Origin of the sequence: Corynebacterium poyangense (assembly GCF_014522205.1) — a bacterium.
Classification (GTDB): domain Bacteria; phylum Actinomycetota; class Actinomycetes; order Mycobacteriales; family Mycobacteriaceae; genus Corynebacterium; species Corynebacterium poyangense.
Map to the genome: position 1 here is coordinate 1483397 of NZ_CP046884.1, position 25453 is coordinate 1508849.

The 25453-nt window shown below is 52.0% G+C and carries 24 protein-coding genes and 2 pseudogenes; 8 read left to right on the forward strand and 18 right to left on the reverse strand.

Going from position 1 to position 25453, the window contains the following annotated elements; all coding sequences use genetic code 11:
* The first annotated feature begins 9 nt into the window (after nt 1-9).
* The 3 genes from GP475_RS06985 to GP475_RS06995 are packed head-to-tail and all read left to right on the forward strand — an operon-like array spanning nt 10 to nt 2544.
* Nucleotides 10-879: a glutamate ABC transporter substrate-binding protein gene (locus GP475_RS06985; protein WP_187973720.1), complete on the forward strand. Its 870-nt coding sequence runs from the start codon at nt 10-12 to the stop codon at nt 877-879.
* A 37-nt stretch (nt 880-916) separates the two neighbouring features.
* Nucleotides 917-1603 (forward strand): amino acid ABC transporter permease, encoded by a 687-nt coding sequence (locus GP475_RS06990; RefSeq protein WP_187973721.1) that lies wholly within the window; start codon nt 917-919, stop codon nt 1601-1603.
* Between the two features lie 2 nt (nt 1604-1605).
* Entirely contained in the window at nt 1606-2544 is a 939-nt protein-coding gene (locus tag GP475_RS06995) for an amino acid ABC transporter permease (RefSeq protein WP_187973722.1), read from the forward strand.
* 24 nt (nt 2545-2568) lie between these two features.
* Here GP475_RS06995 and GP475_RS07000 read toward each other — a convergent pair whose 3' ends face one another.
* Together GP475_RS07000 and recA are read right to left on the reverse strand one after the other, a co-directional pair.
* Nucleotides 2569-3180, reverse strand: coding sequence for a regulatory protein RecX (locus GP475_RS07000; RefSeq protein WP_187973723.1), 612 nt, complete (start codon nt 3178-3180; stop codon nt 2569-2571).
* A gap of 8 nt (nt 3181-3188) precedes the next feature.
* Nucleotides 3189-4313 carry a recombinase RecA gene (recA, locus tag GP475_RS07005; RefSeq protein ID WP_187973724.1) on the reverse strand — a complete coding sequence of 375 codons (1125 nt, stop codon included), beginning with the start codon at nt 4311-4313 and terminating at the stop codon, nt 3189-3191.
* 256 nt (nt 4314-4569) lie between these two features.
* Between recA and GP475_RS07010 the strand changes: the two genes are divergently transcribed.
* Genes GP475_RS07010 through GP475_RS07020 form a run of 3 tightly spaced genes read left to right on the forward strand, consistent with a single transcriptional unit; the run spans nt 4570 to nt 6458 of the window.
* The gene (locus tag GP475_RS07010) at nt 4570-5145 is read left to right on the forward strand and encodes a biotin transporter BioY (protein WP_187973725.1); all 576 of its coding nucleotides are present in this window, start codon (nt 4570-4572) and stop codon (nt 5143-5145) included.
* 3 nt (nt 5146-5148) lie between these two features.
* Nucleotides 5149-5841 carry an energy-coupling factor ABC transporter ATP-binding protein gene (locus GP475_RS07015; RefSeq protein WP_187973726.1) on the forward strand — a complete coding sequence of 231 codons (693 nt, stop codon included), beginning with the start codon at nt 5149-5151 and terminating at the stop codon, nt 5839-5841.
* Entirely contained in the window at nt 5838-6458 is a 621-nt protein-coding gene (locus GP475_RS07020) for an energy-coupling factor transporter transmembrane component T family protein (protein ID WP_187973727.1), read from the forward strand. The genes GP475_RS07015 and GP475_RS07020 overlap by 4 nt, the downstream gene beginning before the upstream one ends.
* Before the next feature lie 117 nt (nt 6459-6575).
* Here the strand turns inward: GP475_RS07020 and GP475_RS07025 are convergent.
* The 4 genes and pseudogenes from GP475_RS07025 to pgsA form a co-directional block, all read right to left on the reverse strand.
* Nucleotides 6576-7307: pseudogene (locus GP475_RS07025) on the reverse strand (PspA/IM30 family protein); the annotation flags it as partial.
* Between the two features lie 119 nt (nt 7308-7426).
* A complete protein-coding gene (locus GP475_RS07030; protein ID WP_187973729.1) occupies nt 7427-7753 on the reverse strand; it encodes a helix-turn-helix domain-containing protein in 327 nt (108 codons plus the stop codon).
* Between the two features lie 15 nt (nt 7754-7768).
* On the reverse strand, nt 7769-8269 hold the full coding sequence (locus GP475_RS07035) for a CinA family protein (RefSeq protein WP_187973730.1): 501 nt from the start codon (nt 8267-8269) through the stop codon (nt 7769-7771).
* A gap of 1 nt (nt 8270) precedes the next feature.
* Nucleotides 8271-8837 carry a CDP-diacylglycerol--glycerol-3-phosphate 3-phosphatidyltransferase gene (gene pgsA / locus GP475_RS07040; RefSeq protein WP_224400457.1) on the reverse strand — a complete coding sequence of 189 codons (567 nt, stop codon included), beginning with the start codon at nt 8835-8837 and terminating at the stop codon, nt 8271-8273.
* Nucleotides 8838-8914: 77 nt separating this feature from the next.
* Here pgsA and GP475_RS07045 point away from each other — a divergent pair, with 77 nt between their 5' ends.
* A complete protein-coding gene (locus GP475_RS07045; RefSeq protein ID WP_187973731.1) occupies nt 8915-9208 on the forward strand; it encodes a YciI family protein in 294 nt (97 codons plus the stop codon).
* 6 nt (nt 9209-9214) lie between these two features.
* On the opposite strand, the gene GP475_RS07050 is transcribed toward GP475_RS07045, so the two are convergent.
* The 12 genes from GP475_RS07050 to GP475_RS07105 all read right to left on the reverse strand — a co-directional run bounded on the left by GP475_RS07050 (nt 9215) and on the right by GP475_RS07105 (nt 24252).
* Entirely contained in the window at nt 9215-10294 is a 1080-nt protein-coding gene (locus GP475_RS07050; RefSeq protein ID WP_187973732.1) for a TerC family protein, read from the reverse strand.
* A gap of 218 nt (nt 10295-10512) precedes the next feature.
* Nucleotides 10513-13518, reverse strand: a complete 3006-nt coding sequence (locus GP475_RS07055) for a DNA translocase FtsK (RefSeq protein WP_187973733.1) — start codon at nt 13516-13518, stop codon at nt 10513-10515.
* A gap of 97 nt (nt 13519-13615) precedes the next feature.
* The gene (locus GP475_RS07060) at nt 13616-14242 is read right to left on the reverse strand and encodes a TIGR03085 family metal-binding protein (RefSeq protein WP_187973734.1); all 627 of its coding nucleotides are present in this window, start codon (nt 14240-14242) and stop codon (nt 13616-13618) included.
* Nucleotides 14243-14304: 62 nt separating this feature from the next.
* Nucleotides 14305-16299, reverse strand: a complete 1995-nt coding sequence (locus GP475_RS07065) for a ribonuclease J (protein ID WP_187973735.1) — start codon at nt 16297-16299, stop codon at nt 14305-14307.
* Nucleotides 16300-16301: 2 nt separating this feature from the next.
* The gene (gene dapA, locus GP475_RS07070) at nt 16302-17207 is read right to left on the reverse strand and encodes a 4-hydroxy-tetrahydrodipicolinate synthase (protein ID WP_187973736.1); all 906 of its coding nucleotides are present in this window, start codon (nt 17205-17207) and stop codon (nt 16302-16304) included.
* 19 nt (nt 17208-17226) lie between these two features.
* On the reverse strand, nt 17227-17943 hold the full coding sequence (locus GP475_RS07075) for an FAD-dependent thymidylate synthase (protein WP_187973737.1): 717 nt from the start codon (nt 17941-17943) through the stop codon (nt 17227-17229).
* A 46-nt stretch (nt 17944-17989) separates the two neighbouring features.
* Nucleotides 17990-18736 (reverse strand): 4-hydroxy-tetrahydrodipicolinate reductase, encoded by a 747-nt coding sequence (gene dapB, locus GP475_RS07080; protein WP_187973738.1) that lies wholly within the window; start codon nt 18734-18736, stop codon nt 17990-17992.
* Between the two features lie 62 nt (nt 18737-18798).
* Nucleotides 18799-20046, reverse strand: a complete 1248-nt coding sequence (gene galK / locus GP475_RS07085) for a galactokinase (RefSeq protein ID WP_187973739.1) — start codon at nt 20044-20046, stop codon at nt 18799-18801.
* The gene (galT, locus tag GP475_RS07090) at nt 20043-21179 is read right to left on the reverse strand and encodes a galactose-1-phosphate uridylyltransferase (RefSeq protein ID WP_187973740.1); all 1137 of its coding nucleotides are present in this window, start codon (nt 21177-21179) and stop codon (nt 20043-20045) included. Before galT ends, galK begins: the two co-directional genes overlap by 4 nt.
* The gene (locus tag GP475_RS07095) at nt 21179-21481 is read right to left on the reverse strand and encodes a hypothetical protein (RefSeq protein WP_187973741.1); all 303 of its coding nucleotides are present in this window, start codon (nt 21479-21481) and stop codon (nt 21179-21181) included. The genes galT and GP475_RS07095 overlap by 1 nt, the downstream gene beginning before the upstream one ends.
* 14 nt (nt 21482-21495) lie before the next feature.
* Nucleotides 21496-23115: a sodium:solute symporter family protein gene (locus tag GP475_RS07100; protein ID WP_187975843.1), complete on the reverse strand. Its 1620-nt coding sequence runs from the start codon at nt 23113-23115 to the stop codon at nt 21496-21498.
* Nucleotides 23116-23322: 207 nt separating this feature from the next.
* A complete protein-coding gene (locus GP475_RS07105; protein WP_187973742.1) occupies nt 23323-24252 on the reverse strand; it encodes an aldose 1-epimerase family protein in 930 nt (309 codons plus the stop codon).
* Between the two features lie 216 nt (nt 24253-24468).
* On the opposite strand from GP475_RS07105, the pseudogene GP475_RS07110 reads away from it, so the two are divergent.
* A pseudogene (locus GP475_RS07110) lies at nt 24469-25453 on the forward strand (ABC transporter permease).

Below are 25453 nucleotides of genomic sequence, written 5' to 3' on the forward strand. Positions count from 1 at the left end.
GAGACAATCATGAAATCTTCCCTTTCCCGGGTCCTAGCATTGTGCGCTGCAGCCGGAGTAGCACTCAGTACCCTAACTGCCTGTGGTGGAGGATCAGAAGGACTATTAGCCCAAATCGAATCAGGCAAAGTCACAGCTGGTGCTAAATATGACCAGCCAGGCTTAGGGCTTCGCGGTTCCGATGAATCCATGAGCGGATTAGATGTAGAAGTCAGTAAATACGTCATTAACCACATTGCTAAGGAGAAAGGCTGGAAAGAACCCGAAATCACGTTCCGGGAAACTCCGACTGCTCAGCGAGAAACGTTGATTCAAAACGGTGAGGTTGGGATGATTGCGGCTACCTACTCCATTAATGAAGGCCGTGCTCAAAGTGTTAACTTTGCTGGACCCTACCTGGTTACTCATCAAGCTTTGTTGGTGCGGGAAAATGATAATTCCATCAAGGGTCTTAATGATCTCAATGGAAAGATTCTGTGCACCACCTCTGGATCTACTCCCGCCCAAAAGGTTAAGGAGGCACTGCCAGGAGTCCAGCTCCAGGAATTTGATGTGTATTCTTCCTGCGTTGAGGCACTGCGCAATGGCACGGTCGATGCTCTCACAACTGACGCCACTATTTTGAACGGCTACTCTGCACAGTCTCCGAACACTTTCCGGGTGGTTCCGCTGCTGAAGCCTGACGGCTCCCAGTTTACCGACGAGTATTACGGAGTCGGCTTGGCTAAAGATGATCAGGAAGCTACCGATGCTGTCAATGAGGCGCTCACAGCCATGATCAAAGACGGTACTTTTGACCGTTTAGTGAGCGAAAACCTAGGCAAAGCGGAAGGCGTTTCTCCAGGTACACCTGGGGATCTCTCCTTCCTGAAGAAGTAACCGGACAAAGCGACAAAGCACAAGGGAGTTCTAGCGGATGTCCTCATTCTTATCTGACCTTGGACCCGCACTCATTCCAGCTTTTTGGATGACCATAAAGTTGTCTATTATCTCTGGAATTGGCGCGCTGCTTCTTGGCACCGTTCTAACCGCCATGCGGGTATCACCAGTGGGGATCATCCGCTTTCTCTCCGCGTTTTATATCAACACCATCAGAAACACTCCTCTGACATTAGTGGTGCTGTTTTGCTCTTTCGGGTTATACCAAAACCTCGGCCTGACGTTGGCTAACCCCACATCCCCTACGTTTTTGGTAGACAATAATGTCCGTCTCGCCATTCTTGGATTCATTCTCTACACGTCGGCCTTTGTCGCAGAGTCTTTAAGATCAGGAATCAACACCGTTGATTTCGGCCAGGCGGAAGCCGCCAGGTCACTTGGTCTGAACTTTAGTCAAACATTCCGATTTATTGTCTTCCCTCAAGCCCTACGCTCCGCCATCGTCCCGTTGGGCAATACATTCATCGCATTGATCAAGAACACCACAATAGCTTCGGCTATTGGGGTAGCTGAGGCTTCCTTGCTGATGAAAGGAACAATCGAAATGAACGCTAACTACTTGTTCCTGATCTTCGGGATATTCGCACTGGGATTTATGGTCCTCACCCTACCCACCGGAATGGTATTCACTAGCTTATCTCGGCGACTGGCGGTGAAGAAATAAAAATGAGTGTTCGCGCTACAGTTCTCTATGACACCCCCGGACCACGAGGACGTCGATTAAATCTTCTGCTCAGCGGAGTTTCTTTCCTCATCATCGCGGGTATCTTGTGGTGGGTACTATCAACGCTCCACCACAATGGTCAATTAGCAGCGTCCCGTTGGCTTCCCTTCCTTAATTCACGCACCTGGTCCACCTATATCTTGCCGGGTCTATGGGGCACTCTTCGCGCCGCGTTTTTGTCCATTATTTTCGCTCTGATCCTGGGTACTGTTCTTGGTCTAGGCCGCCTGTCTCGAAACCGAGGTGTCGCAGCTCTCTGTGGCGTAATCGTGGAATTTTTTCGCGCTATCCCGGTCCTACTACTCATGATCTTTGCGTATCAGCTGTTTGCCCACTACCACCTGGTTGCTTCCAAACAGCTGGCCCTATCAGCAGTCGTCACGGGTTTAACTCTCTACAACGGTTCAGTCATTGCTGAGATTCTTCGTGCTGGCATTCACTCCCTTCCCCGAGGTCAAACTGAAGCTGCCGAGGCTCTGGGACTCAGTCACTCCCAAACAATGAAACTGGTTCTGTTGCCTCAAGCTGTGGCCGCCATGCTGCCTGCCTTGATTGCCCAAATGGTCATTGCCCTCAAAGATTCGGCCCTGGGTTATCAAATTGGCTACGTGGAAGTGGTACGCTCTGGTATCCAATCGGCCTCAGCCAATCGTAATTTCATTGCATCCTTGGTGGTGGTCGCCATCATCATGATTCTGATTAATTATGGCTTAACCTGGGTAGCTAACCGCGTCGAACGCCAACTGAGAGCTGGTCGGGCTCGTCGTAATATTGTTGCGAAGGTTCCCGAACATGCGCATCAGGGATTAGAGACCAAAGATAATGTCAATGCGGACTGGCATAATCCTGGTTATCACGAAGTGCGAAACCCAGGCGAGTAGCTCTCCGTTTCGCGACGGGTAACTCTATCCCCCTTGCCTTAGTTGAGCTATTCGTTCTTCCAGTGCGTGGCGGGCTAACCGCACGCACAATCCCTGCCTAAAACCTCGCCTGGTTAGCATCCCCACCAGACGTCGCACTTCTTTGTCCCGTTCTTTCTTATCTGACGGAATAGCCTTGATGGACCGGGCTTTCTTTTCTAGCAATTTTTGCGCGATAGCTTCATCCTCGGCATGAGTAATCTGTGCCAAAGCTTTTTGCCGATCCGCGACAGACACTCCCTTATGTTGTAATTCCCAGTCCAAAGCCTGTGCCGATTTCGCTCGCCGTTTCCTCCGCTGTTCTACCCATTGGTGGGCAAATTGCTCATCATCGATGAGTCCAGCATTCTCCAAATCAGCGATGACGGACTCTACGATCAGCTCTGGGAAATCTAGCGCTAAGAGCCTACCCCTTAATTCTTCTCTAGAGCGCGATCGCTGATCCAACAGTTTTAAGGCACGACGTCGCACTGGTTCCTTATTCAGTTCCTCCTGATGATCAAATAGCTCACTCTTGATCTCACCAGCTGCATGTTTCTTCAATAATTCATGCACAGCGATGAGGCGCTTTTCCTGGGACTCAGAGTGGTGGACCATGGTTGTGTTTAGGCTTCCTCAGCGTCCTCATCATCAAAATCGACGTTCGGAATCATGTCCACCGGATCGTCACTGAGCTCGTCATGTTCTTCCTCTTTGGCATAGGGGCCCACCCCGAGTTTGGTGAGAATTTTCTTTTCAATTTCATCGGAAAGTTCCGGGGTAGATCTCAGATACTGGCGTACCTTTTCTTTCCCTTGTCCTAATTGGTCCCCCTCATAGGTAAACCAACTTCCCGATTTCTTAATAATTCCGTTCTCTACGCCTAAATCAATGAGCGAAGATTCACGGGAAATTCCTTCTCCATAAAGAATGTCAAATTCCGCAGTTTTAAATGGTGGGGATACTTTATTCTTGACTACTTTGAGACGAGTCCGGCTACCAATGGCGTCCTGCCCGTCTTTCAGAGTTTGAATGCGACGCACATCACATCGAACAGAGGAATAGAATTTCAGCGCTTTTCCACCGGTAGTAGTCTCGGGGGACCCGAACATCACCCCAATTTTTTCGCGCAGCTGATTGATAAAAATAGCTGTAGTTCCAGCATTGTAGAGCGCTCCAGTCATTTTCCGGAGTGCTTGGCTCATCAATCGCGCCTGGAGGCCAACATGACTGTCCCCCATCTCACCTTCAATCTCTGCTTTGGGAGTCAACGCAGCTACGGAGTCCACCACGATGATGTCGATAGCCCCGGAACGGACAAGCATATCCGCTATTTCTAGGGCTTGTTCACCGGTGTCAGGCTGAGAAACAAGTAACGCATCGGTATCAACACCGAGTTTCCGCGCATACTCTGGATCCAAAGCATGTTCAGCATCGATAAAAGCAGCTATTCCCCCAGCTTTTTGGGCTGATGCGATGGCATGCAGAGCTACTGTGGTTTTACCGGACGACTCCGGACCATAAATCTCAACGATTCTTCCCCGCGGGAACCCTCCTACTCCGAGCGCAATATCAATAGCGGTATTTCCGGAAGAAATTGCTTGCACTGGTGGCCTATTTTCGTCCCCCAAGCGCATCACGGCACCCTTACCGAAGTCTTTTTCTATCATCGCCAAGGCGGACTCTAAGGCCTTGGTCCGGTCATCCCCACTCACCGGACCGGAAGCGCTCTTCTTTTTCTTTGCGGCCATAACTGAACCCATCCTTTACTCGATTACTTTGTCCTCAACTGTTTTGACTCCCGGAACCCGTCAAAGGATCCCTCCCCCTGATAAAAGCGGTACCGGGTGGTTTATGTACACGCCATACCTTAAGCCAAGGGCCGGACATCAACCCCAAACCTACACAAACAATTGTTCGAATACAACCAGACACGCCGCTCTCTTCCGCACACCCAAAAGTGCCTGAAATTCCCCCTCTCACCAACCCCCGGTAGGTTATTAAGGCATGACTAACTCTCGGCCTTCATATACCACCGCCGACCTAGCGTACATCACTGTTTTCGCCGCACTCATTTGTGTCCTTGGTTTCTTTAGCATCCCCATCGGAGGCCTCGGAGTCCCTATTGTTTTACAAAACGCCGGTATTATCCTCGCTGGATTAGTCCTAGGGGGGCGGCGTGGCACCCTCACCACTTGCCTTTTCCTTATCATCGGCATCGTTTTGCCGGTACTCGCCGGAGGACGCACCACCTTGGCCGCTCTTGCCGGCCCCACCGCTGGATATCTCCTCGGATATATACTGTCTGCTTTCGTGGCCGGGATCATCGCCTACCAGGCTCCGGAAAAGAAGCTAGGTCGAATTCTTGTTTTCGCCCTCGCTAGTATCGCCGCAGTAGCAACGCAATACCTCTTCGGCATCCTTGGCCTCATGTGGCGCAGCAGTCTCGATTTCACCGCCGCTCTTATCGCCCAGGGACCATATATTCTCGGCGATATATACAAGTTAATTTTTGTCATCATTATTGCACTCGGCGTTCATATGGCCTTCCCTGATCTCATTCGACACCGTTCACGCCCCTAAACCATGCCTGAAGTTTCTTTTCACTCTGTTTCACTCCAATTCGACGACCAACTCATCCTCGATAACCTCTCCTTTCGCCTGAGCGAACATAGAATCGGCATTATCGGAGAAAATGGAAGTGGTAAGTCATCCCTCGTCCGGCTGATTAATGGTCTTAGTGTTGCCACTTCTGGTGAGGTAAAAGTTAATGGGTTAAACCCCGCCCGCCAAGCCAAAGAAGTTCGACGTCTTGTTGGCTTCATCTTTTCCGACGCAGACAATCAGATCATCATGCCGAGAGTTCGCGATGACGTCGATTTTTCCCTTCGTCGACGTGGACTTTCTCGAGATGAACGCCAAAATCGGGTCGATGCGGTTCTAGAGCAATTTGGGTTGACTGAGATAGCTGAGCAGACTCCACATTCGCTATCTAGTGGGCAAAAGCAATTACTAGCTCTAGCGTCAGTTATTGTCATCAACCCCGATATTATTATCGCCGATGAACCCACGACCCTGTTGGATTTACGCAATAGAATCAAAATCTCTCGAATATTCTCGCAACTACAGCAACAATTAATCGTGGTTAGCCACGATCTTGATATTTTAGAGAATTTCGACCGCATCCTTTGCGTCGATCACCACAGAATTATTGCCGATGGTTCTCCACACGAGGTTCTTCCTTTTTATCGCACTCTGATGACGGAGCGAGCGTCGTGAATAATCCCCCCTTAGGCGTCTATTTTCCTGGGAATTCGATTATTCATCGACTCACTCCGGGTCCTAAATTCCTCGGGCTTATTATTTATATTCTGGTGGTCACGTTCGCTATTTCTCAGCTGCGGTGGGCGTTGGTAGCGGCAACGATCCCTCTGGCCGGGTTTATCATTGCAAAAATTCCGCTGCGGTTGGCCTTGCAACAACTGTGGCCTCCTGTGCCTCTTCTGCTCACGTTGGGGGCGTTTCGTTGGTGGTCAAGCGATATGTTCTCAGCGGCGTTGATGGTCACCGTGCTGTTCTTATCAATTATGGCTGCAGCTTTGGTGACGTTGACTACTCCGCTAACTCAATTGATGGATTCTCTGGATCACACTGGAGCGCCATTAGCACGGCTCGGTGTTCCCGTCGAAGCGATTTCTTTGGCCATCACGTTGACAATTCGCTTAATTCCAGTCTTGTTCCTTATGATGAGTGAGGTGCTCGACGCAAGAAAAGCTCGTGGCGCGGGATGGTCCTTAACAGCTTTTGGTGTTCCTCTGATGGTTCGTTGCATGAAAAAAGCCCGGGCGCTCGGGGAGGCGCTCCAGGCTCGTGGCGTCGATGAGGACGACTTTTAGTTATTAGTTCTCGCCACGTAGTTCTCTGAGCCGCTGGGCAACTGCATCATTGCTATTGTGATCCTCAGCGGGGCTAGATCCTATCTGGTGCTGGGAATCAGCCTGATGAGTCTCTACCGCAGGAGAGTTCTTCTTATTCATTTCAGCCCGGATTTGCTCCAGTCGAGAATGCCCGGCCATATTCAGGCCAGCTTGCTCCACCTCAGCCATCCGCCCTTGAACCGAGTTTTGAGCTAATTCAGCTTCTCCTAGGGCTTTAGCATAACGGCGTTCGATTTTGTCTCGTACTTGATCCAGGTTCGGGGTACTCCCAGCAACCATCTGATTCATTGACTGCAGGGACTCGGACACCTTTTCTTGCATCTTGGCTTGTTCCAGCTGGCTGAGCAATTTAGTACGCTCAGCTACTTTCTGCTGGAGTGCCATGGAGTTACGCTCCACAGCTTGCTTGGCCTGATCTGCTTGACGCAGAGCTTGATCATGGAGCTTCTTGGTATCTTCAACCGTTTGCTCCGCGTTAACTAACTGGGTAGCGAAAGCCTCCGCGGTGTTTTCATATTCTTGGGCTTTTCGCTCATCCCCCTCAGCGCGCGCCTTGTCCGCCAACTGAAGGGCTTGCCGGGTATTGGCCTGCAATTTCTCAATATCGGCCAATTGGCGATTCAGCTGCATTTCCAGTTGCCGCTGATTACCAATTACAGCTGCAGCCTGCTGGGAAAGCTCTTGGTGTTGACGTTGAGCTTCTTCGATGGCCTGCTGAATTTGTACCTTGGGATCGGCGTTTTCTTCAATCTTGGAATCGAAAAGCGCCATTAGGTACTTCCATGCTTTTACAAAGGGATTAGCCATCGCTGTTGCGGCCTCCTACGCCTCAAAATACTTCTCTAAAACATGTTAAATTAGCGCACCGGATACAGGTCCGCTAGCAAGAGCCGCCCCTATGGTAACCGATCCTGGTAAGAAACGCCTTAAACCCCGGCTAATTCTTCTGCAACAGATTGCAATGCCATGGAACCTGCCGCCTCAATTAAAACATCAGCCACACTCACCTCAAGAGCATGACACACTGAGGCTAGTAATTCCGAGGACACTTCTTTACGGCCTCGCTCTAGCTCAGATAAATATCCCGGAGAAACACAGGCCTTTTCCGCTAATTCCCGCAGAGTAATGGCACGGTCATTCCGAAATGATCTCAAGGCCTCCCCCAACGCTTCTCGCAGCAATGGTTCCGGCGCCGGTTCTGGCCTGATTCTCCCCTTGAGGGGGGTGTCCAGCAGTGCAGTGTTAGTACTCATTACTTAACCTAACGCTCAAACAACAGCATTTGTTCCCAGGATGTCGAGAAGAAATTCTATTCCTTTGTTGACGCTCTCCTGACGAATATACTCGCGGGTTTCTCGTGCACTCCCACGCGAGCTCAGGTGAAGATGGTGATAAAAGATGCTCGACGCCGGTCCAGCCACTCCTATCCACACCTCTCCGACGTCGTGACCGTCCTGGGGCTCCGGGCCGGCTACCCCCGTAAGCGAAATCCCCCAGGTAGCACGGCAGGTATTTTGCGCCCCTTGAGCCATCGCTATAGCGGTGCTCGCGGCAACCGGACCGTCCTTCTCCAAGATTGTCGTCGGAACTCCCGCAAGGAGGTGTTTTAATTCCGTGGCATAGGTGATTAATCCTCCTCGAAGCACAGCCGATGCACCGGGTACTGAGGCGAGAGTGGCGCTAAATAATCCAGCGGTTAAAGATTCACAACTAGCTACTGTTTCACCACGTTGGCGCAGTTCAGTAACAAGTTCAGCAGCTGAGGTCATGTCATTGTTTTCCTGAATCAACCAGATATTGAATACCGGTAATCACGGTTATTGCCAGCGCGGCTGCCATGACGATATGGGCGGGCCACATCATCCAGGCGGGTAAGGGGCACAGATACAGTGCCACGGCTAACGCTTGGAGAGTGGTTTTCCATTTTCCACCACGGCTAGCGGGAACAACTTTCCCACGCCTGAGTAACACCATCCGCCAGAAAGTGATACCTAGTTCTCTCACCACAATCACTATGGTGACCCACCACCACAGCACACCGATAATGTTAAGACACACCAAAGCAGAAATCATGAGGGCTTTATCTGCAATCGGATCAGCTATTTTTCCGAAATTGGTGATAATTCCCCTAGCTCGAGCAATATCGCCGTCAAGTTTGTCCGTGATCATCAGTGCAGCGAAGACCCCGAAGCTGGCCCAGCGATACCCCAAGTGTTCACCTTGTCCGCGAATTACTAGCCACACAAAAACCGGGACGAAGAGTATCCGCAGACAGGTCAACACATTGGGCAGGTTCACATTGGACTGCCGGACCTGGTTTCCTCGAACATTGCTCACCCTCACCACCCTACCCGGTGGCGCCGCCACGGCCAGGAACCTGCTGGAGAATTCTCCAGCACAGTACAGTGTTAGTTATGAATTATTTTGCTGTGCTGTATCACTATGCTGCAGATTCCGAGCGTATTGCCGCTATTCGCCCTGAACACCGTGAATTCCTCGGCGAATTGCTCAACCAAGGAATCGTGGTGGGTTCCGGGCCCTATACCGATGGAAACGGTGGAGCCTTAATTATTATTCGTCTTCCTGAATCGGCAACCGCAGAAGATGCAGCGGAGCTCATGGACCGCGATCCCTTCCACCTTAAGGGGGCATTGTCAGGCCGCGACATCCGACCCTGGAATCCAGTTCTCAATATTTTTGGGGACTAACGCCGCTTAAGCTGATGAGGGCCAATCCTCCCCGGTGGTTTTCGCAGTATTCCACTGGGGTGCAATAGCGCCTTGAGCTTCATCCCGTTTGGATTTAATTACCGAAGCAATAACGGTAATAGTGAGTACCACGAGGATAAATATGAGAGAAAAGACCGTCGGTACTTCTGGGACAGCGACGTCGTGGCCACCGTTAATAAACGGAATATTATTTTCATGGAGGGCGTGCAGGACCAATTTCACGCCAATAAACCCTAGAATTATCCCCAAACCATAGGGTAGATAGACCAGGCGATCTAAAAGACCATCTAAGAGGAAATACATTTGCCGCAAACCTAAGAGCGCAAAGGCGTTTGTTGTAAAAACAATATACGGTTCGACGGTAATTCCATAAATCGCCGGAATGGAATCCAAAGCAAAAATCAAATCAACCATTCCAATAGCGACCAAAGCCACCACCAAGGGGGTCAGTGCTAGTTTCCCTCGGCTTTTGCCCGCTTCGGGCGCTAAACGCAGAGCTAGTTTATCTGCATGGTAATTCTCAGTAACTGGAATGACTTTTCTTAGCCAAATAATGACTTTCATGTCTTGGGGATCTGTTTCTGGCGTGTCGTTGACTTCATTCCAGATCAGCTTGATGGCGGTATAAAGCAGGAAAATTCCGAACAGGTAGAAAACATCTGACCACGCATGGATCACCGCCGCACCCAGCAAGATAAAGATGAGTCGGAACACTAGCGCTAAAGCAATACCAATGAGGAGAACCTTTTGCTGGTATTTTCTTGGGATCTTAAAGGAACCCATGATCAACGCGAAAATAAAAAGATTATCGACACTGAGTGCTTTTTCAGTGATATAGCCGGTAAAGAATTCCACTCCATGTTGGTGGGGATTGCCGGGTTCTCCCCATGTTAACCAGAGAAAACCACCAAAAATGCAGGCTAAGGCCACGTAGAATAGTGACCACCAGGCGGATTCTTTCAGGCTGGGTTCGTGGGGAGTGCGGACGTGGGAATAGAAATCGAAAAAGAAAAAACCGATGATCACAGCGATGGTGATCACCCATGTCAAAGCATTGACTTCCATGCTCTCATGGACCTCCGGAAGTGTCTCGAACTTACCGGAGGTCTCCCCCACCCGAAGAAGGATCTTCGGGCCGGTGTGGCCGGGGCTTAAGGTTCAAAGCGTCCGTGTTGACGACCATCACCGTGTCTGGGGTACTCCCCTCCTTATGTGATGAGTACTTTACGGCAAAAAGGAGCGACTGCCAACTGACGGTTGCTCGTGACGCGCGCCATGAAGGGTTAAAAAGCTCCAGAGGATGGATTATTTCCGGCTTCTATGACCCGAGTTTCAGGTGCTGACTCGGCCTGAACCTCTTTGGGAGCTTCGGCTGGATCGGCGCCTTTAACCATCCAGATAGTGGTTTCTAATTCCTCGGGTTTAACAAGGACTTCTCGAGCTTTGGACCCCTCGGAAGGCCCTACAATACCCCGGCTTTCCATGAGATCCATCAAACGGCCAGCCTTGGCGAAACCGACTCGAAGTTTCCGCTGCAGCATGGACGTCGAACCCATTTGGGAGGTGACCACAAGCTCGATAGCTTCAAGTAGGTCATCCATATCCTTACCGATTTCTTCATCGATGTCCCGCTTGGATTCGGAAACACGCTCATCGGTTACTCCCTCGGTATAAACCGGTTCGCGCTGAGCCTTAGCCTGATCCACCACAGCCTGGATTTCTTCATCGGTGACAAACGCACCCTGCAACCGCACCGGTTTATTAGCCCCCTGGGCAATAAAAAGCCCGTCTCCCATTCCAATGAGTTTTTCAGCTCCACCCTGATCCAAGATGACTCGAGAGTCAGTCAACGAGGACGTAGCAAAAGCTAGCCGGGAGGGGACATTGGTCTTAATCAAACCAGTCACCACGTCAACTGAGGGCCGCTGAGTAGCAAGCACCAAGTGGATTCCCGCAGCCCGAGCTTTCTGAGTAATCCGAACAATGGAATCCTCAATTTCCTTCGGCGCGGTCATCATAAGGTCAGCCAACTCATCGACAACGCAAACAATAAAAGGATAGGGCCGGTATTCTCGCTGGGAACCAGCCGGGGCTTGAACCTGCCCGGCTTTAACCTTGCGATTGAAGTCTTTAATGTGCCGCACCCGCGCAGACTTCATATCCAAATACCGCTGCTCCATCTCCTCCACCAACCACTGCAAAGCAGCGCTAGCTTTCTTCGGCTGCGTGATAATAGGGGTAATCAGATGAGGAATCCCCTCATACGGAGTCAACTCCACCATTTTTGGATCGACAAGGATCAATCGAACGTCCTCAGGCGTAGATCGTGTGAGGAGCGAAACTAACAGAGAGTTCACAAAGGCTGACTTACCGGAACCGGTGGAACCTGCGACCAACAGATGCGGCATTTTCTGCACTGAATGACACACAAAGTCGCCCTCAATGTCTTTGCCCAACCCCACCAACATGGGGTCCGGGTTTGCTTTAGTTTTCGCTGCATTGAGAACATCTCCAAGACGCACCATCTCACGGTCTGGATTAGGAACCTCAATTCCAACCGCAGACTTCCCGGGAATCGGGGTGAGAAGCCGAACATTATCGGTGGCAACAGCATAAGCCAGGTTGGATTGCAGGTTGGTGATCTTAGAAACTTTCACACCAGGGCCTAATTCCACCTCATACCGGGTCACTGTTGGCCCGCGTGAAAATCCAGTAACAGTAGCGTTGACCTTGAACTCACGGAATACATCGGTAATAGCGTCAATAATCCGATCGTTCACCTCAGAGTGTTGCTTCGGCGGTTCGCCAGGGATCAGCAACTCCGAACTTGGCAATTGATAATCATCACCTTGTTCCTCCAGGACGCCGGGCTCAGCCGTGGGCTTAGGTTGGGCAACAGTCTTTGCCAGTGTCGGCTGGGGTGTCGAGACTGGGGCAGCTACAGGAGTTGTTGGCGGAGTCGTAGTCTGCTCAGAATCCTCCCTCGGATCTCTGTGTTCCACCGGATCCGAGTGCTCACTTTGCTGATAAGCACGAGCGCTTGCCACCCAGCGTTGATGCGTTTGGGCAACGGGATCGTCCGATGATAGCTCTACTGTGGGATCTTCCCCACCACCTGCAGAATTATTGTTTTCGGGATAAACCGCGGCAGCTGGCGTCGCCCCGAATAATCCAGTTTCAGTTGTCTGCTCCTGGGCAGATGCCGGCTGAAAAACCCCGCTTTTTGAGGTGGAGCGACGCCTGGGAGCTCGACGCGGTATAGCTACTGTGGGCGCGGTGGTGTGGGAGGGATCCTTACCAGCGGCACGTTCCTCTAATTCGAAATCCACGTGGCCGTAACGGTCATCGTCATCTGATTCCTCTTCTGAGGAGGAACCTTGGATCAGTTCTTTGATGACGTTGACAAATTCTCGGGTGGTAATGCCTGTGGCTTTGAGTGCGCCATAGACTAATACCAAAGCCAGAATCGGGACCGCCAAATAGGTGCTAAATCCTAGAGACAGGGGACCGCCTATGACCGCCCCGATTATGCCTCCGGCGCGGCCGCGGCCAGTGCTGTCAATTGGATTGCCAGCAAAAACGTGAATAAGTGCCAGCATGGCCAACACAATAATGGCGACACCGAGGGTGCCTTGGGCGCGATGCGGAATATCGCGAAGTTTGTTGAGCATGAGGGCGATAGCAAAGACCACGAGCGCCACCGGAAGAATCAGGGCGCCTGCCCCGATGAGGAAATGAGCTCCGGTGTCAATGGCTTCGCCTACTGGCCCTGCGACGTCGAACCATACGGATGCGCCTAAGACAACGGCTATTCCAATGAGGCTAAGACCTAGGCCATCGGAGTGCTCATCGATCCAGGAGAAAAAGGATTCTGAGTGAGGCGGTTGAGCCGATAGTTCTTCTTCACTTTCTGGTTCTGGATCAGGGGTGAGAAAATCATCAGGATCTTCGAGGCCACCATAAACATTGTTGTTTTTATCTCGGGCACGAATTTTGTTGCTTACCCCTCTCGTGACGCTACCTACCCCGCGTGCAGCGGAGCCAAAAAGCACCCCTATCCCCTGTCCGACAGCTTTAAAAGCACTTCCGGTTCGTTCCGCAGAGGTCTCAGCAGCCCGGTTCGCTACTGCAAATGAGGATGTCGGCGTGCCGCTGCCACGGTCAAAAGACCGGGTAGCCGGAGTTCGGCTCCCGGTGGAATAGGAAGAGCGTCCTTGGGGGCGCGTTTTATCTCGCGCTGATTCTCGGTACCCTCTCGAACGCTGTGCAGCGGCATTCTTGACAGACATGCCTTTAACAATAGCCGCTAAGGCCTCACCATTCACATTTGCCACACCGGGGTTGAGGAGATTGTGACATGCTCCAGACCCTTCAGGAAAGACAAGTTTATAGACTAGACCTGGTAATCAGGTTGGCGTCTCCGTCAATGCGAATATCGACGGCGTCGCGCCCCGTAGCAAAAAGCAGAAGCTCGCCTGGATCCCCGAAGACGTGGACTCCGTTGTCGCCACGCTGCGCAACTCTACGAGTATCCGCGGCAGTAATCGGCGGATAGCCGGTGGGAACCAGATGAATTGGGGCAGCGCTCTGAGACAGTAACCGCACCCCGATCAGACGGAGAATCCTGACCAATGAGTCGTTGACCGCGGCAGAAAATTCTCTTGGCTCCCAGTCTCCTTCAGCCCGGCGAACATCTTCGAAATGAATGAAGTGTTCCGAAGTGTTGATGAGTGAGTCAAGAAATCGGATGGGGTTATAACGTTGGGGGCCGCGCCGCCAGCGATTCACCAATTCCTCATAGTCAAGGTGCTGATAGGACTCTTTGACCTTGCGTTCGTAGGAGGCAAGAGCGGGAAAGAAAATCGCCACGGCGGCGTCGGGTCTATTTTCTCGAAGAAAAAGATGCATGGCTAAGTCCTGGGTGGTCCACCCTTCGCACAAGGTGGGGGCCGACGGACCTTTGCGCAGCAGCATATCAGCCAGACGTTCACGTTCGGTAGCGGCAAAAGACATAAACCCCAGCCTAGCCTTTATGGAAAGCTAAACCGGGGTTGACATTCCCAAAGCGGTGAGCACTATAAACTCGGGCGAGTACCCTGTAATTCCGCATCACCGATGTATTCGGTATCGGAACTCATCGGTACCACGGTGGGTACCACCATTGGTTCACGGCGCCACTTTTGTTCCACGTATCGGGAAACCTTGCGGCGCAGCTGCTTCACCATTCGGTAAGGATCATTTTCACCTTCGGCAGCCAGATCATTCATGGTGGATTCCACTAATTTAGCGATTTCCGGAATCATCGCCTTGGCGTCCTCAGAGAAGCCTTTGGCCACGACGCTGGGGAATTCAAGAAGCCGACCAGTACGGTTATCAATGACCGCAGTGATGGCTAGCAACCCGCCCTCGCCTAGGGAGGTACGATCAGCTAACACTTCGGCGTCAATATCGCCCATGCGGACCCCATCGACGAAGAGATTGCCCACCGGGATTTGACCCACAACCCGGGCGCGGCCATCAACGAGGTCAACTACCACGCCGTTTTGAGCAAGAACTACCCGGTCAGCGGGAACCCCGGTAGCGATGGCCAATTCCTTGTTGGCGCGCAGATGCCGCCATTCCCCATGCACCGGCATCGCATTTCGAGGCCGCGCAGCGTTATAGAGGAAGAGAAGTTCACCGGCAAAACCGTGACCAGAGGTGTGAACTTTAGCGTCTTTGCCGGTGACCACCGTGGCGCCAATTTGAGCAAGCATATTAATGACGCCGAAAACGGCTTCTTCATTACCAGGGACCAGCGATGAAGAAAGAATAATGAGGTCACCATCACGAACAGTGATTTGGCGATGCTCCCGACGCGCCATGCGAGACAATGCTGCCATGGGCTCACCCTGCGTACCGGTGGTAATCAATAGCACCTTATGGGGAGCCATTTTGGCTGCATCATCCATAGATATAAAGGTCCCGCGGGGAGCTTTCAGATAGCCCATCTTCTCCGCAATTTCCATGTTGCGAATCATCGACCGGCCATTAAAAGCAACCTTGCGTCCGGCTGCTACCGCGGCATCCACGGCAGACTGGACGCGGTAAACATTGGAGGCAAAAGAAGCCACAATAACCCGCTGTTTAGCGTCTGCTACCAGCCGCTTGAGGGTTGGGGTGATCTCTGATTCCGACCCTGAAAATCCTGGTGTGCTGGCATTCGTAGAGTCGCACAACAACAGATCTACCCCTTCATCACCGAAGCGGGATAGCGCCGGCAAATCAGTGGGTTTACCGCCAATGGGGGTTTGGTCCAGTTTAATGTCACCGGTGTGAATAACCAGACCAGCGCCAGTTTTAATGGCAATCCCTAGGCAATCTGGAATGGAGTGGTTGACCGTCCAGAATCGCAAGTTAAAGGGACCACGATTAACATCGGAGGACTCATTAACCTCAATGAGCTTCGGGCGTTGCCGGTGCTCCTGGCACTTCGCTGCGATAAGCGCCAAGGTAAATTTCGACGCCAGAATAGGAAGGTCTGCTCGGTGCTTAAGTAGCCACGGGATTCCACCAATATGGTCTTCATGCCCGTGAGTAATCACCAGGGCATCAACCCGATCTAGGTGATTTTCAATAGGCCCAAAATCCGGGAGGATCAAATCCACCCCTGGTTCCCCTGAGGACGGGAAGAGAACACCACAATCCACAATTAACAGTCGATTATTGTATTCAAACACCGTCATATTGCGGCCGATTTCGGAAATACCACCCAACGCGTAAATCCGCAGCCCATTTTTCGGCGCCTTCGGCGGAGCCGGTAACCGCTTAGTTAAATCCGCCCCCTGCATGGACTTCACGACGTTCCGGCGTCCACCATCCTGACGAGAACGCTTCCCCCCTTGCCCACGTCGGTTTTGATTTTTCGCCCGACGCCCATCTTGACCATTCTTCTTGGCGTCGCTGTACTTCTTCTCGGTGCCGTTTCGAGCTGCACCTTCTTCCTCCGGTGCGTGAAACACCGGAGTGTCAGCCCCCGGAGGGCCCGCCTTACGGGTCACTTTCCGAGAACGATTTCGGGGTTCAGTCATATTTAAAGGACTCCAGATTTTTCCATATCGTCGCGAAGCTCCTCAACTTCTTCCGCAGTAGGCGGAGTAATCGGCAGCCGAGGATCTCCGACTTCAATGCCCTGCAAACGGAGGGCAGCTTTTGCGAGGCTAGCTCCACCCAAACGAGCCTGGGCATGAACCAGCGGATTTAATGTGGCATTTATGCTACGAGCTCGCTCCAAGTCACCTTCAGCAAAGCTGGTATAAAGCTCCCTTAGCTGGCGGGGAGCCGCATGCCCAATGACCGAAATAAATCCGGTAGCGCCAACAGAAAGCCAAGGTAGGTTCAGCGGATCGTCCCCTGAGTACCATGCCAAGCCGGTTTCCGCAATGAGCTCAGTTGCAGCTGTGATGTCACCTTTGGCATCTTTCAGCGCCTGAACAGTGGGCAATTCAGCCAACCGTCGAATAGTATCAGATGCAATAGGTACTCCCGAACGCCCGGGTATGTCATAGAGACAAATTGGGGTATCAGTAGCAGCGGCCACTGCCCGGAAATGTTCATATAATCCGGTCTGATTTGGCTTGGAGTAATAAGGAGTGACCACCAGCAAAGCATCAGCTCCGGCCTCAGTGGATGCCCGAGCGAGCTCAATGGAAGAGTGAGTATTGTTTGTCCCCGCACCAGCAATAATTTTAGCGCGGTCACCCACTTCCTCCTTCACAGCTTTGAGCAACTCAAGCTTTTCTGCAGTAGTGGTGGTCGGAGACTCTCCCGTGGTGCCAGCCAGCACCAAGGAATCACAACCTTCATCAACAAGATGCGCCGCAAGACGTCGACCGGCACCAAGATCAAGCTCACCATCTTGGCCGAAAGGCGTGACCATGGCTACGCAGACGGTACCGAAGGTGTCGATTCCGTTCTTCGATGTCAAAACTGTGCTCATGACCTGAAAGAATACCTGTTTAATTTCCTTCCGGGGGCACCGACCCACAGGGAAAATCTGCCCATAGCAAAGGACTTGCTGCTGAGAGCACAGCGAAACTAGCCTTGGCCACTTCCTGGATTTCCTGTTCGGCGTTTTCCCCACCACTCTGTTTCAGGAAATCTCGCCAACCGGCGATGCTAGAACTCACAACCACGGGGCTTTCGCTCAATCCTGGCTCTAAACCACGCAAGGCCGCAGAAATTTCTTTAGCCTTGAGTACCGCATTGTTCTCCTCGTGGAATTGCTCGGCTAACACCTCAGCCAATTCACGACTGAGAAAAGTTAAATCATCGACGGCATTGTCCACCATTCGACGAGCGTCACGGTTGTTTCTTAGAGTCTTCGCCAAAGCAATGGATCGTTGTTCCCGATCCACCCGATCAGGATTCATCTCGGTAATCATCAGGCGTCGGAAACTTAACATCTGGTGCACACAGTCACGAGAAATTCCTCGAATATACAGGGTGGCACTAGCATGCTCAAGGATCTTTTCGCGTCCCACTGCCAGAAGTTTCAGCAGGTACGCCCGGTTCGTGCGGGTTCGAGGCTGCGGGGACTCAAAACTGTTGTCATGCAGCCGGCTGGCAAATTCCGTCAGTGCTTCAGCCCCGGAGCACTGATCGGGAACCCAATTCAGCCCTTCTGGAATATGAAACTGAGTGCTTGCGATTAGCTGAACCTCAAGCTCACGCACCGTGACTACTACTCCTTCATGATCCGTGGTGGTGGTTGGCTACATGCTATAAGCCAAGGTAGGAATCAAGTCCTACGCATAGCCCGGGGCGATCAGCCACGTTCCGGATACCGACCAGAACACCAGGAACAAAGGAAGTGCGGTCATAAGAATCTTGGCGAATAGTGAGGCTTTGGCCTTGGGTACCAAAGATTACTTCTTCGTGGGCAACCATTCCACTCATCCGCACCGCATGAACGGGAACTCCGTCTACGTCAGCACCTCGGGCTCCTGGAAGGGACTGCGCTGTCTTATCGGGTTGAGCAGGCATACCAGCTGCGCGTCGTGCTTCGGTTATCCCCTCAGCGGTATGAACCGCGGTCCCGGAGGGAGCGTCTAATTTGTTGGGGTGATGGAATTCAATGACCTCGGCTGATTCGAAGAACTTTGCTGCTTGTTGAGCAAAAGCCATGGCAAGAACAGCAGAGATCGCAAAGTTCGGAGCAATGAGCACCCCTACCTCGGGGTGTTGAGAAGCCCATTCTTCAACCTGCGCTAGGCGTTCTTTATCAAACCCGGTGGTTCCTACCACGCAGTGTATTCCGTGCGCAATGCAGAATTCGAGGTTCCCCATCACTACGTCTGGGGTGGTGAAATCAACGATGACTTCGGCCTCAGCAGTAATCAGATCGTGGAGATCGTCACCGCGATCAATGGTGGCTACAAGGTCGAGGTCCTCTGTGTCGCGGACCCCCGCCACTACAGCTTCTCCGACCCGCCCCCGAGCCCCAAGAACACCGACTTTAATACCCACATGAACCTCCTGGAACATCCTTGTTAACACAATCGATGTTCTAGTTTAGGCCCAAAGCTCAGTTAGCGTTCCCGACGCGCCCCTGGAGAAGGTGTTGCTTGGAGAAAAGCTGGGGGAGCAAATTCTGCCTGAGCAAAGGAGCGAGAAATTGCTTGAGCCATTGGGTGAACCTCTGCGCGAGGGACTAAAGCAATTGCGCTTCCGCCGAAACCACCGCCGGTCATGCGGGCCCCGATGGCTCCGTAGTCCTTTGCTGTATCGACGATGAGGTCGAGTTGAGAGACAGTGACTTCGTAGTCTTCCTTCAGCGACTTGTGAGAGGCGTACATAGCACAGCCAAAAGCCTGGAAATCAGCTCGCTTGAGGCTTTCAATAGCATCAAGAGTTCGTGAGATTTCAGTTACTACATGTCGGACCCTACGGTTGGTGCAATCTGAATCTGCTCCCGTGCTTGTGGCCCACTGCTGCGCAGCCGCATATATCGCGGTGTCATCACCGATGTCTCGAAGAGTAGATGCTTGGCAATAGTGGGTTACTGCATCAATAATTCCCCGGCGGGAGGCATATTGACCATCAGCCAAACTATGAGGGGCATTGCTATCAATCACCAGGATGGCTAAGTCATGGGATTCAAGATCACAAGGAACGTGATAACTCTGTCCGGTGGAAAAATCGATGGCCAGAGCAAAACCGGATTTCCCTTGCAAGGAAATATTCTGGTCTAATCCTCCCGTAGACGCCCCCACCACCTCATTTTCTGCCCGGATAGCAGCCTGGATAATAGCAGTTCGAGTCGCATCATCTGCTAAAGCTCCGTCACCTTTTTCTAGCTCCACCACCGCACTTGCTACTGCGCACTCAATAGCGGCAGAACTTGAAAGCCCAGATCCCAGTGGAACATCCGACACTATTGCCACGTCATAGCCACGTGCGCTAGGTGACAATAGACCTGCTTCTCGCAACGCCCAGATGGGGCCCAGTGCGTAACCTAGCCATCCAGAAATTTCTCCTGGTCCAAGATTCCCGGCGCGGAGTTCCGCTTTAGCTGGTTCAGAATGGCTAGGAAGCCAAGACTCAATCCTGATGGTGTCATCATCTCGGGGAGAAATGGCGACGTAGGTAGATTGCTCTAAAGCGAAAGGTAGGCAGATTCCTCCGGCATAATCTACATGTTCGCCAATAAGGTTTACCCTCCCCGGGGCTGCCCACACTCCCGTTGCCGAATATCCATAGCTGCGTTCAAAATTCCTTAACGCGGCATCGCAGGCTTCTTGCGATGTCCGGTTAGGCAACCAGTGAGGTGTGCTCATGCCTGCTCTCCTATCTCTTGAAAGCGTTGAGCTATTCGCTCTGGGGTGGTATCGGATATCCATGCTCCTTGGCCGGACTCGGATCCCGCCAAGAATTTCATGCGCCCGGGAGACCGCATGAGTGAAAAAAGTTGGAGATGAAAACGTCCGTATTCGCGCTCCTCGCCGACTACAGCTTGATTCCATGCACTGATATAGGGAGTGCGGTCTACCCCCTCGAAGAACTGATCGATCCGTCGCAGGAGATCTAGATACATCCGGGTTAGTTCATCACGTTCGACGTCACTAAGCTCTGCGAAATCCTTGACGTCACGATGCGGCATCATCATGACCTCTACCGGCCATTTTGCCGCGGCAGGGACAAAGGCAGTGAAGTAGTCGCCCACGCGAAGCAGACGTCGACCGTCTTCGTGTTCAGCGCGGAGGATGTCATCAAAAAGATCGTGTCCGGTGTTGTCACGGTGATGGCGAGCCTGGATGATAATTTGTTGCGCCCGGCTAGGGATGTAGGGATAGCTATAGATCTGTCCGTGCGGGTGCTGCAGGGTTACTCCAATTTCGGCACCACGGTTTTCGAAGGGGAAAACATGGCGAATCCCTTCAATTGCTGATAACTCTGCGGTGCGATGCGCCCACGCCTCTACCACGGTGCGTGCCCGTTGGTAACTCAAATCCTTGAAAGAATGATCTACCTCGGGGGTGAAGCACACGACTTCGCATCGACCGCGCGCTGGCTGGTGAGGGATCAAATCTGGAAGGCGTTGCTCTGACGATTCCCCGGAGGATTGTTCCGCGTGCACGGACAACGAAGGGAAGCGGTTTTCAAAAACCACGACGTTATAGTCTACCGCCGGGATTTCCGTGGGGAGCTGTCCCGGCTTGCTGGGGGCAAGCGGGTTTTCATTGGCCGGTGGCATGAAGGTACGGTTCATGCGGTGCGCTGCGTAGACATTCCATTCTCCGGTGAGCGGATCTCGACGCATTTCCGACTGGGTGGAAGCAATGGGAAGTTTCCTTGGATCATCCAGTATTCTGGTTTCTTCCCCGCTGAGATAGGGGTTTTCGTCATCGAAATAGAGGAGTTCTCTCCCATCGGCCAAGTGCGTCCGGGTCACCCGCACTGGATGAGGCATTAGTGTGCCGGTCCTTCCTGGTGCATTGCGGCTAGTTCTGCTTCATCGACCACAATTGGGCGCAGTTTAGACCAGAGGAAAAATCCGGCTGCCACTACAAGGAGAACCACTCCGGCGTAGATGTTGTATTCCGAGTGTTTTAGCTCGTTGGTGTCCAGATTGATCCCTGGGTTCAGGAGGAAACCAGAAAATAGCAAGAGGATTCCGTAGATACCGAGCAATGCTCCAATGACGTTGCGGATATCGAAAGCGCCGGCGGAATGTTTCTGTGGCTTGGTATGTGCTTGTTGAGATGTAGTCATAGTCGCTCCCCTCCTTAAGCAAAGATAATGTTGAGAATAATGACCAAGACCAGGCATAAGATGCCTAGCGGAATGGTGCGTTGATACCACGGCAGAGCAGCTTCAGCGTTATCCACTAAGTGTTCTTTGGGGGTCACCGAACGGACAAAGCCAACCAGTTCCGCATCGGGTTTGGGCTGGGTGGCCAACGAAACAATGATGGACAACACAATGTCAACAACAAAGGCAATGGACGCCGCGACAAACGCCGTTCCCTGGCCGGGGAGATTAAAGAATCCTGCTTGCGCGGTGCTGAACTCCGCAATGCACCAATATATGACGGCGGAAAGGGTACCCATGACAAGTCCCACCCAACCTGCCGTCGGGGTCATGCGCTTCCAGAACATACCCAAGATGAAGGTAGCGAAAAGCGGAGCGTTGAAGAATCCGAAGAGAGTTTGGAGATAATCCATGATATTGCCGAAGTTTTGCGCGATCAGGGCGGTAAATACCGCGATCAACGTCGCACCAACTGTGGCAATTTTCCCGATTTTCAGGTAGTAAGAATCATCTTTATCCCGCTGTACATAAGCTTGCCAGATGTCATAGCTAAATACCGTGTTGAAAGCAGAGATATTAGCAGCCATACCAGCCATAAAAGCGGCTAAGAGACCAGCAATAGCTACCCCCAACAACCCATTAGGAAGAAGGTCTCTCATTAAATACAATATGGCATCATTAGGTTTGGCGTCACCTTGCTTAATAGGGGTAACAATAGCCCCCGCCACCATACCGGGAATAACCACCAAGAAGGGAATAAACATTTTCGGAAAAGCGCCAATAATCGGGGTTTTCCGAGCTGAGGACAAAGAATCAGCGGCCATGGATCGTTGAACTTCGACAAAGTTGGTGGTCCAGTAGCCGAAGGACAGCACGAATCCTAACCCGAACACCAGTCCAATAACGGAGACGACGGGATTATCAAAGCCAGACAATTCCGTACCAGGCCAGGTGTGGAAATGGCTGTTATTGTTCACCATGGTTTTCAGACCGTTCCAGCCGCCCACATTGTGCAAACCGATGAGAGTCAATGGCAGCAAGGCAGTGACAATGACAAAGAACTGCAGAACTTCGTTGTAAATTGCAGCGCTTAAGCCGCCCAGAGTGATATACGAGAGCACTATCACTGCGGCTACAACTAAGGTGACCCACAGATCCCAGCCAAGGAGAGAATTAACTACCTTTGCTAAGAGCAAAAGGTTGACTCCAGCAATCAAGAGCTGCGCCAAGGCAAAGGATAAGGCGTTGACCAGGTGGGCTGCTGGACCAAAGCGTCGAAGCATAAATTCCGGTACGGATCGAACCTTAGAGCCATAATAGAAAGGCATCATGACAATGCCTAGGAACACCATGGCGGGAATGGCTCCGATCCAGAAATAGTGCATGGTTTCCACGCCGTAGGTCACACCGTTTGCTGAGTGTCCTACAATCTCCACCGCGCCCAGGTTGGCTGAGATGAAAGCTAACCCAGTGACCCAAGCTGGGAGGGAGCGTCCAGAAAGAAAGAAGTCAATCGAACTGGAAACCCGGGAGCGCGCCGCCCATCCGATTCCCAGCACGAAGATGAAGTAGATAGCGACAATGAGGTAATCCATCACTGTCGCATCGAGCCGCGGGGCTCCAGCCGCAACAATCACGGCAGATCTCCGTTCTATGTCAAAAAATGTCCTGAAAGTGTTGTAAGACACAACACATTGTTCTACCCCGGTATACGCCAGAGGTCATACAACTTTCATCCATTGAGGAGTTTTTTGATTTTTTTCACACCATTCTGAGGGATTTTCAGAATTTTTCCTCAGCTTTTATTCGCCGAGCGCCCGCACCCCTACCTGGAATTGAACCGTCTCTCCCGGCTTGATATAGCCGATATCTCGACCCGAACGGAAGGCATTAGGCGGACACGTCATTGGCTCTACCGCCACTGCTCTCCCTAATCCGGGATAGCCCTCACGTCGAGCCGGATCTGCGGTAAAAATTTGGAACCACTTGGTTTTGGCATCAGCTCGAAGTTCCACTCCGCGCCCTTCTCGGTCTACCAAGGTGGCTCTGATCATGCCGTCAGCTGCCGGAGAAGCCACGTTGCCAAAGCAGTGATCCAACCACACTCCGTGCATCGGTACGCCATGATTAAGATGAGCAAGAACCGCATCCGCTGGAATTTCTGGACCAGCGGGCAAGTTTCGCTGCGGGTCAAGAGGTAAGCAGCTCTTCGCCGGTACTGACAAAATGCATTCATCTAGGGCGGCTCCTCGAGCTACTAAGTAGGGATGCCAACCAATTCCCAAGGGACAGTCACTATCTACTATCCCAGGGTGACGAATAGTCATCACTCCGCTCAGCCCAGCTTTTTCATTTAACTCCCAGGTCACCGCGTATTCCGATGGCCACGGCCACCCCGGCTGCGCAGGGAGATCTAAGCTCAAACCCACTCGTGTGTCTTCAACAGTGTCAACCTTCCACTGTCGGGTACCAACGAATCCATGGATGGCAGTCATTCGACCTGGCTCGCTAATATCTAGCCGGTGCATCTCTCCACGGTGAGAAAACACTCCATCAGCGATGCGATTTGGCCACGGCGCCAGGAGGGTTTGGGCTCCCAAGGGAGGAAAACCATTATCCCCATATGGGGCTAATAGATCATCTCCTTGAAAACGCAACTCAGCCGGGCCACCACCGAAGCTGCTTACTTTCGCTTCATAGTCACCAGCTCGAAGCCCAAGGTAACTAGACATATTTACCTCCCCTTATATCTTCTGTAGGTTCCTAACCCAAGGCTAGACCAGGATCAAGTTAAGGAACCTGTGATAAAGACCGCGTGAAAATATGTCAATCGAATATTCGACATTGAGGTTACTTAAAGACTACGATTCAAAAACATCACAGTGGTTGCGGTCACACGACCGTCCCGTGAAGACCCTCGCCCTACTTACTGGACCATAGAGACCGTTATGTTCAAGTATCTCTTGAAGAAGATAGCTAGCTGGCTGGTGGTGATTTTTCTCGCCACAAATATCGCCTACTTTCTAGCTTCGTTTTTTCTCGATCCTCGATCCAACTACCTCGGCCGTCGCCCCCCCTATTCCTGATGATCAAGTAACCAAAATTTTAGAACCTCTTAATCTTTCTGATACCACGCCCCTATTACAGCGTTGGTGGACGTGGCTCAGCAATATTTTGTTCCATTGGGATTGGGGAGCCTCGCCCCTGGGAGACTCGGTCAATGAGCAAATCTCCCACCGCATCTGGGTTTCCGCCCAACTCCTCCTCCTCGCCACCATCCTATCCGTCGTGGTCGGCGTGGCCATTGGTATCTACACGGCATCCAATCAATATCGGCTCGGAGATCGTGCCTGGCAATTCACCTCGATCATCACGATGAACCTCCACGTGGTTGTCGCTTCGCTAGGCGTGGTAGCTGCCGCCTTATGGATCAACCGAGTAACCGGAACGCGGGTCTTTTATGTCACCGGCGCCTCAAACCCAGACATCACTGGTTTCTTCCCTAAGATCATTGATCTTCTCCAGCACCTTGCCTTGCCGACTATCTCTTTGTTGATTGTCAGCTACGCCGGCTACCACATGATGCAGCGGACACTATTGCTTGATAACCTCAGCGCGGATTATGTTCGCACTGCTAGGGCTAAAGGTTTAACTCGACGCCAGGCTATCCGTAAACACGCCTTGCGCACCTCCATCATTCCCGTGGCGACGTCTGTGGCCTTTTCGATTCCGGGAATTTTTACCGGTGCCATTATGACGGAAAGAATCTTCGCGTGGCGAGGCATGGGTGACTATTTCCTTCAAGCCTTAACCCGGAATGATATTCACGGCACCGTCGCGGTTGCCGCATTCGGTGCTTTTACCACTGCCATCTCAGCCATTTTGGCTGATATCACCGTCGTTATCGTCGATCCACGCGTGAGGGTGAACTGA

What these genes read in the sequence shown, in the direction of transcription:
- GP475_RS06985 (WP_187973720.1), top strand. Translation starts at nt 10, where the DNA reads ATGAAATCTTCCCTTTCCCGGGTCCTAGCATTGTGCGCTGCAGCCGGA.
- GP475_RS06990 (WP_187973721.1), top strand. Translation starts at nt 917, where the DNA reads ATGTCCTCATTCTTATCTGACCTTGGACCCGCACTCATTCCAGCTTTT.
- GP475_RS06995 (WP_187973722.1), top strand. Translation starts at nt 1,606, where the DNA reads ATGAGTGTTCGCGCTACAGTTCTCTATGACACCCCCGGACCACGAGGA.
- GP475_RS07000 (WP_187973723.1), bottom strand. Translation starts at nt 3,180, where the DNA reads ATGGTCCACCACTCTGAGTCCCAGGAAAAGCGCCTCATCGCTGTGCAT.
- recA (WP_187973724.1), bottom strand. Translation starts at nt 4,313, where the DNA reads ATGGCCGCAAAGAAAAAGAAGAGCGCTTCCGGTCCGGTGAGTGGGGAT.
- GP475_RS07010 (WP_187973725.1), top strand. Translation starts at nt 4,570, where the DNA reads ATGACTAACTCTCGGCCTTCATATACCACCGCCGACCTAGCGTACATC.
- GP475_RS07015 (WP_187973726.1), top strand. Translation starts at nt 5,149, where the DNA reads ATGCCTGAAGTTTCTTTTCACTCTGTTTCACTCCAATTCGACGACCAA.
- GP475_RS07030 (WP_187973729.1), bottom strand. Translation starts at nt 7,753, where the DNA reads ATGAGTACTAACACTGCACTGCTGGACACCCCCCTCAAGGGGAGAATC.
- GP475_RS07035 (WP_187973730.1), bottom strand. Translation starts at nt 8,269, where the DNA reads ATGACCTCAGCTGCTGAACTTGTTACTGAACTGCGCCAACGTGGTGAA.
- GP475_RS07045 (WP_187973731.1), top strand. Translation starts at nt 8,915, where the DNA reads ATGAATTATTTTGCTGTGCTGTATCACTATGCTGCAGATTCCGAGCGT.
- GP475_RS07050 (WP_187973732.1), bottom strand. Translation starts at nt 10,294, where the DNA reads ATGGAAGTCAATGCTTTGACATGGGTGATCACCATCGCTGTGATCATC.
- GP475_RS07055 (WP_187973733.1), bottom strand. Translation starts at nt 13,518, where the DNA reads ATGTCTGTCAAGAATGCCGCTGCACAGCGTTCGAGAGGGTACCGAGAA.
- GP475_RS07060 (WP_187973734.1), bottom strand. Translation starts at nt 14,242, where the DNA reads ATGTCTTTTGCCGCTACCGAACGTGAACGTCTGGCTGATATGCTGCTG.
- GP475_RS07065 (WP_187973735.1), bottom strand. Translation starts at nt 16,299, where the DNA reads ATGACTGAACCCCGAAATCGTTCTCGGAAAGTGACCCGTAAGGCGGGC.
- dapA (WP_187973736.1), bottom strand. Translation starts at nt 17,207, where the DNA reads ATGAGCACAGTTTTGACATCGAAGAACGGAATCGACACCTTCGGTACC.
- galK (WP_187973739.1), bottom strand. Translation starts at nt 20,046, where the DNA reads ATGAGCACACCTCACTGGTTGCCTAACCGGACATCGCAAGAAGCCTGC.
- galT (WP_187973740.1), bottom strand. Translation starts at nt 21,179, where the DNA reads ATGCCTCATCCAGTGCGGGTGACCCGGACGCACTTGGCCGATGGGAGA.
- GP475_RS07095 (WP_187973741.1), bottom strand. Translation starts at nt 21,481, where the DNA reads ATGACTACATCTCAACAAGCACATACCAAGCCACAGAAACATTCCGCC.
- GP475_RS07100 (WP_187975843.1), bottom strand. Translation starts at nt 23,115, where the DNA reads ATGGATTACCTCATTGTCGCTATCTACTTCATCTTCGTGCTGGGAATC.
- GP475_RS07105 (WP_187973742.1), bottom strand. Translation starts at nt 24,252, where the DNA reads ATGTCTAGTTACCTTGGGCTTCGAGCTGGTGACTATGAAGCGAAAGTA.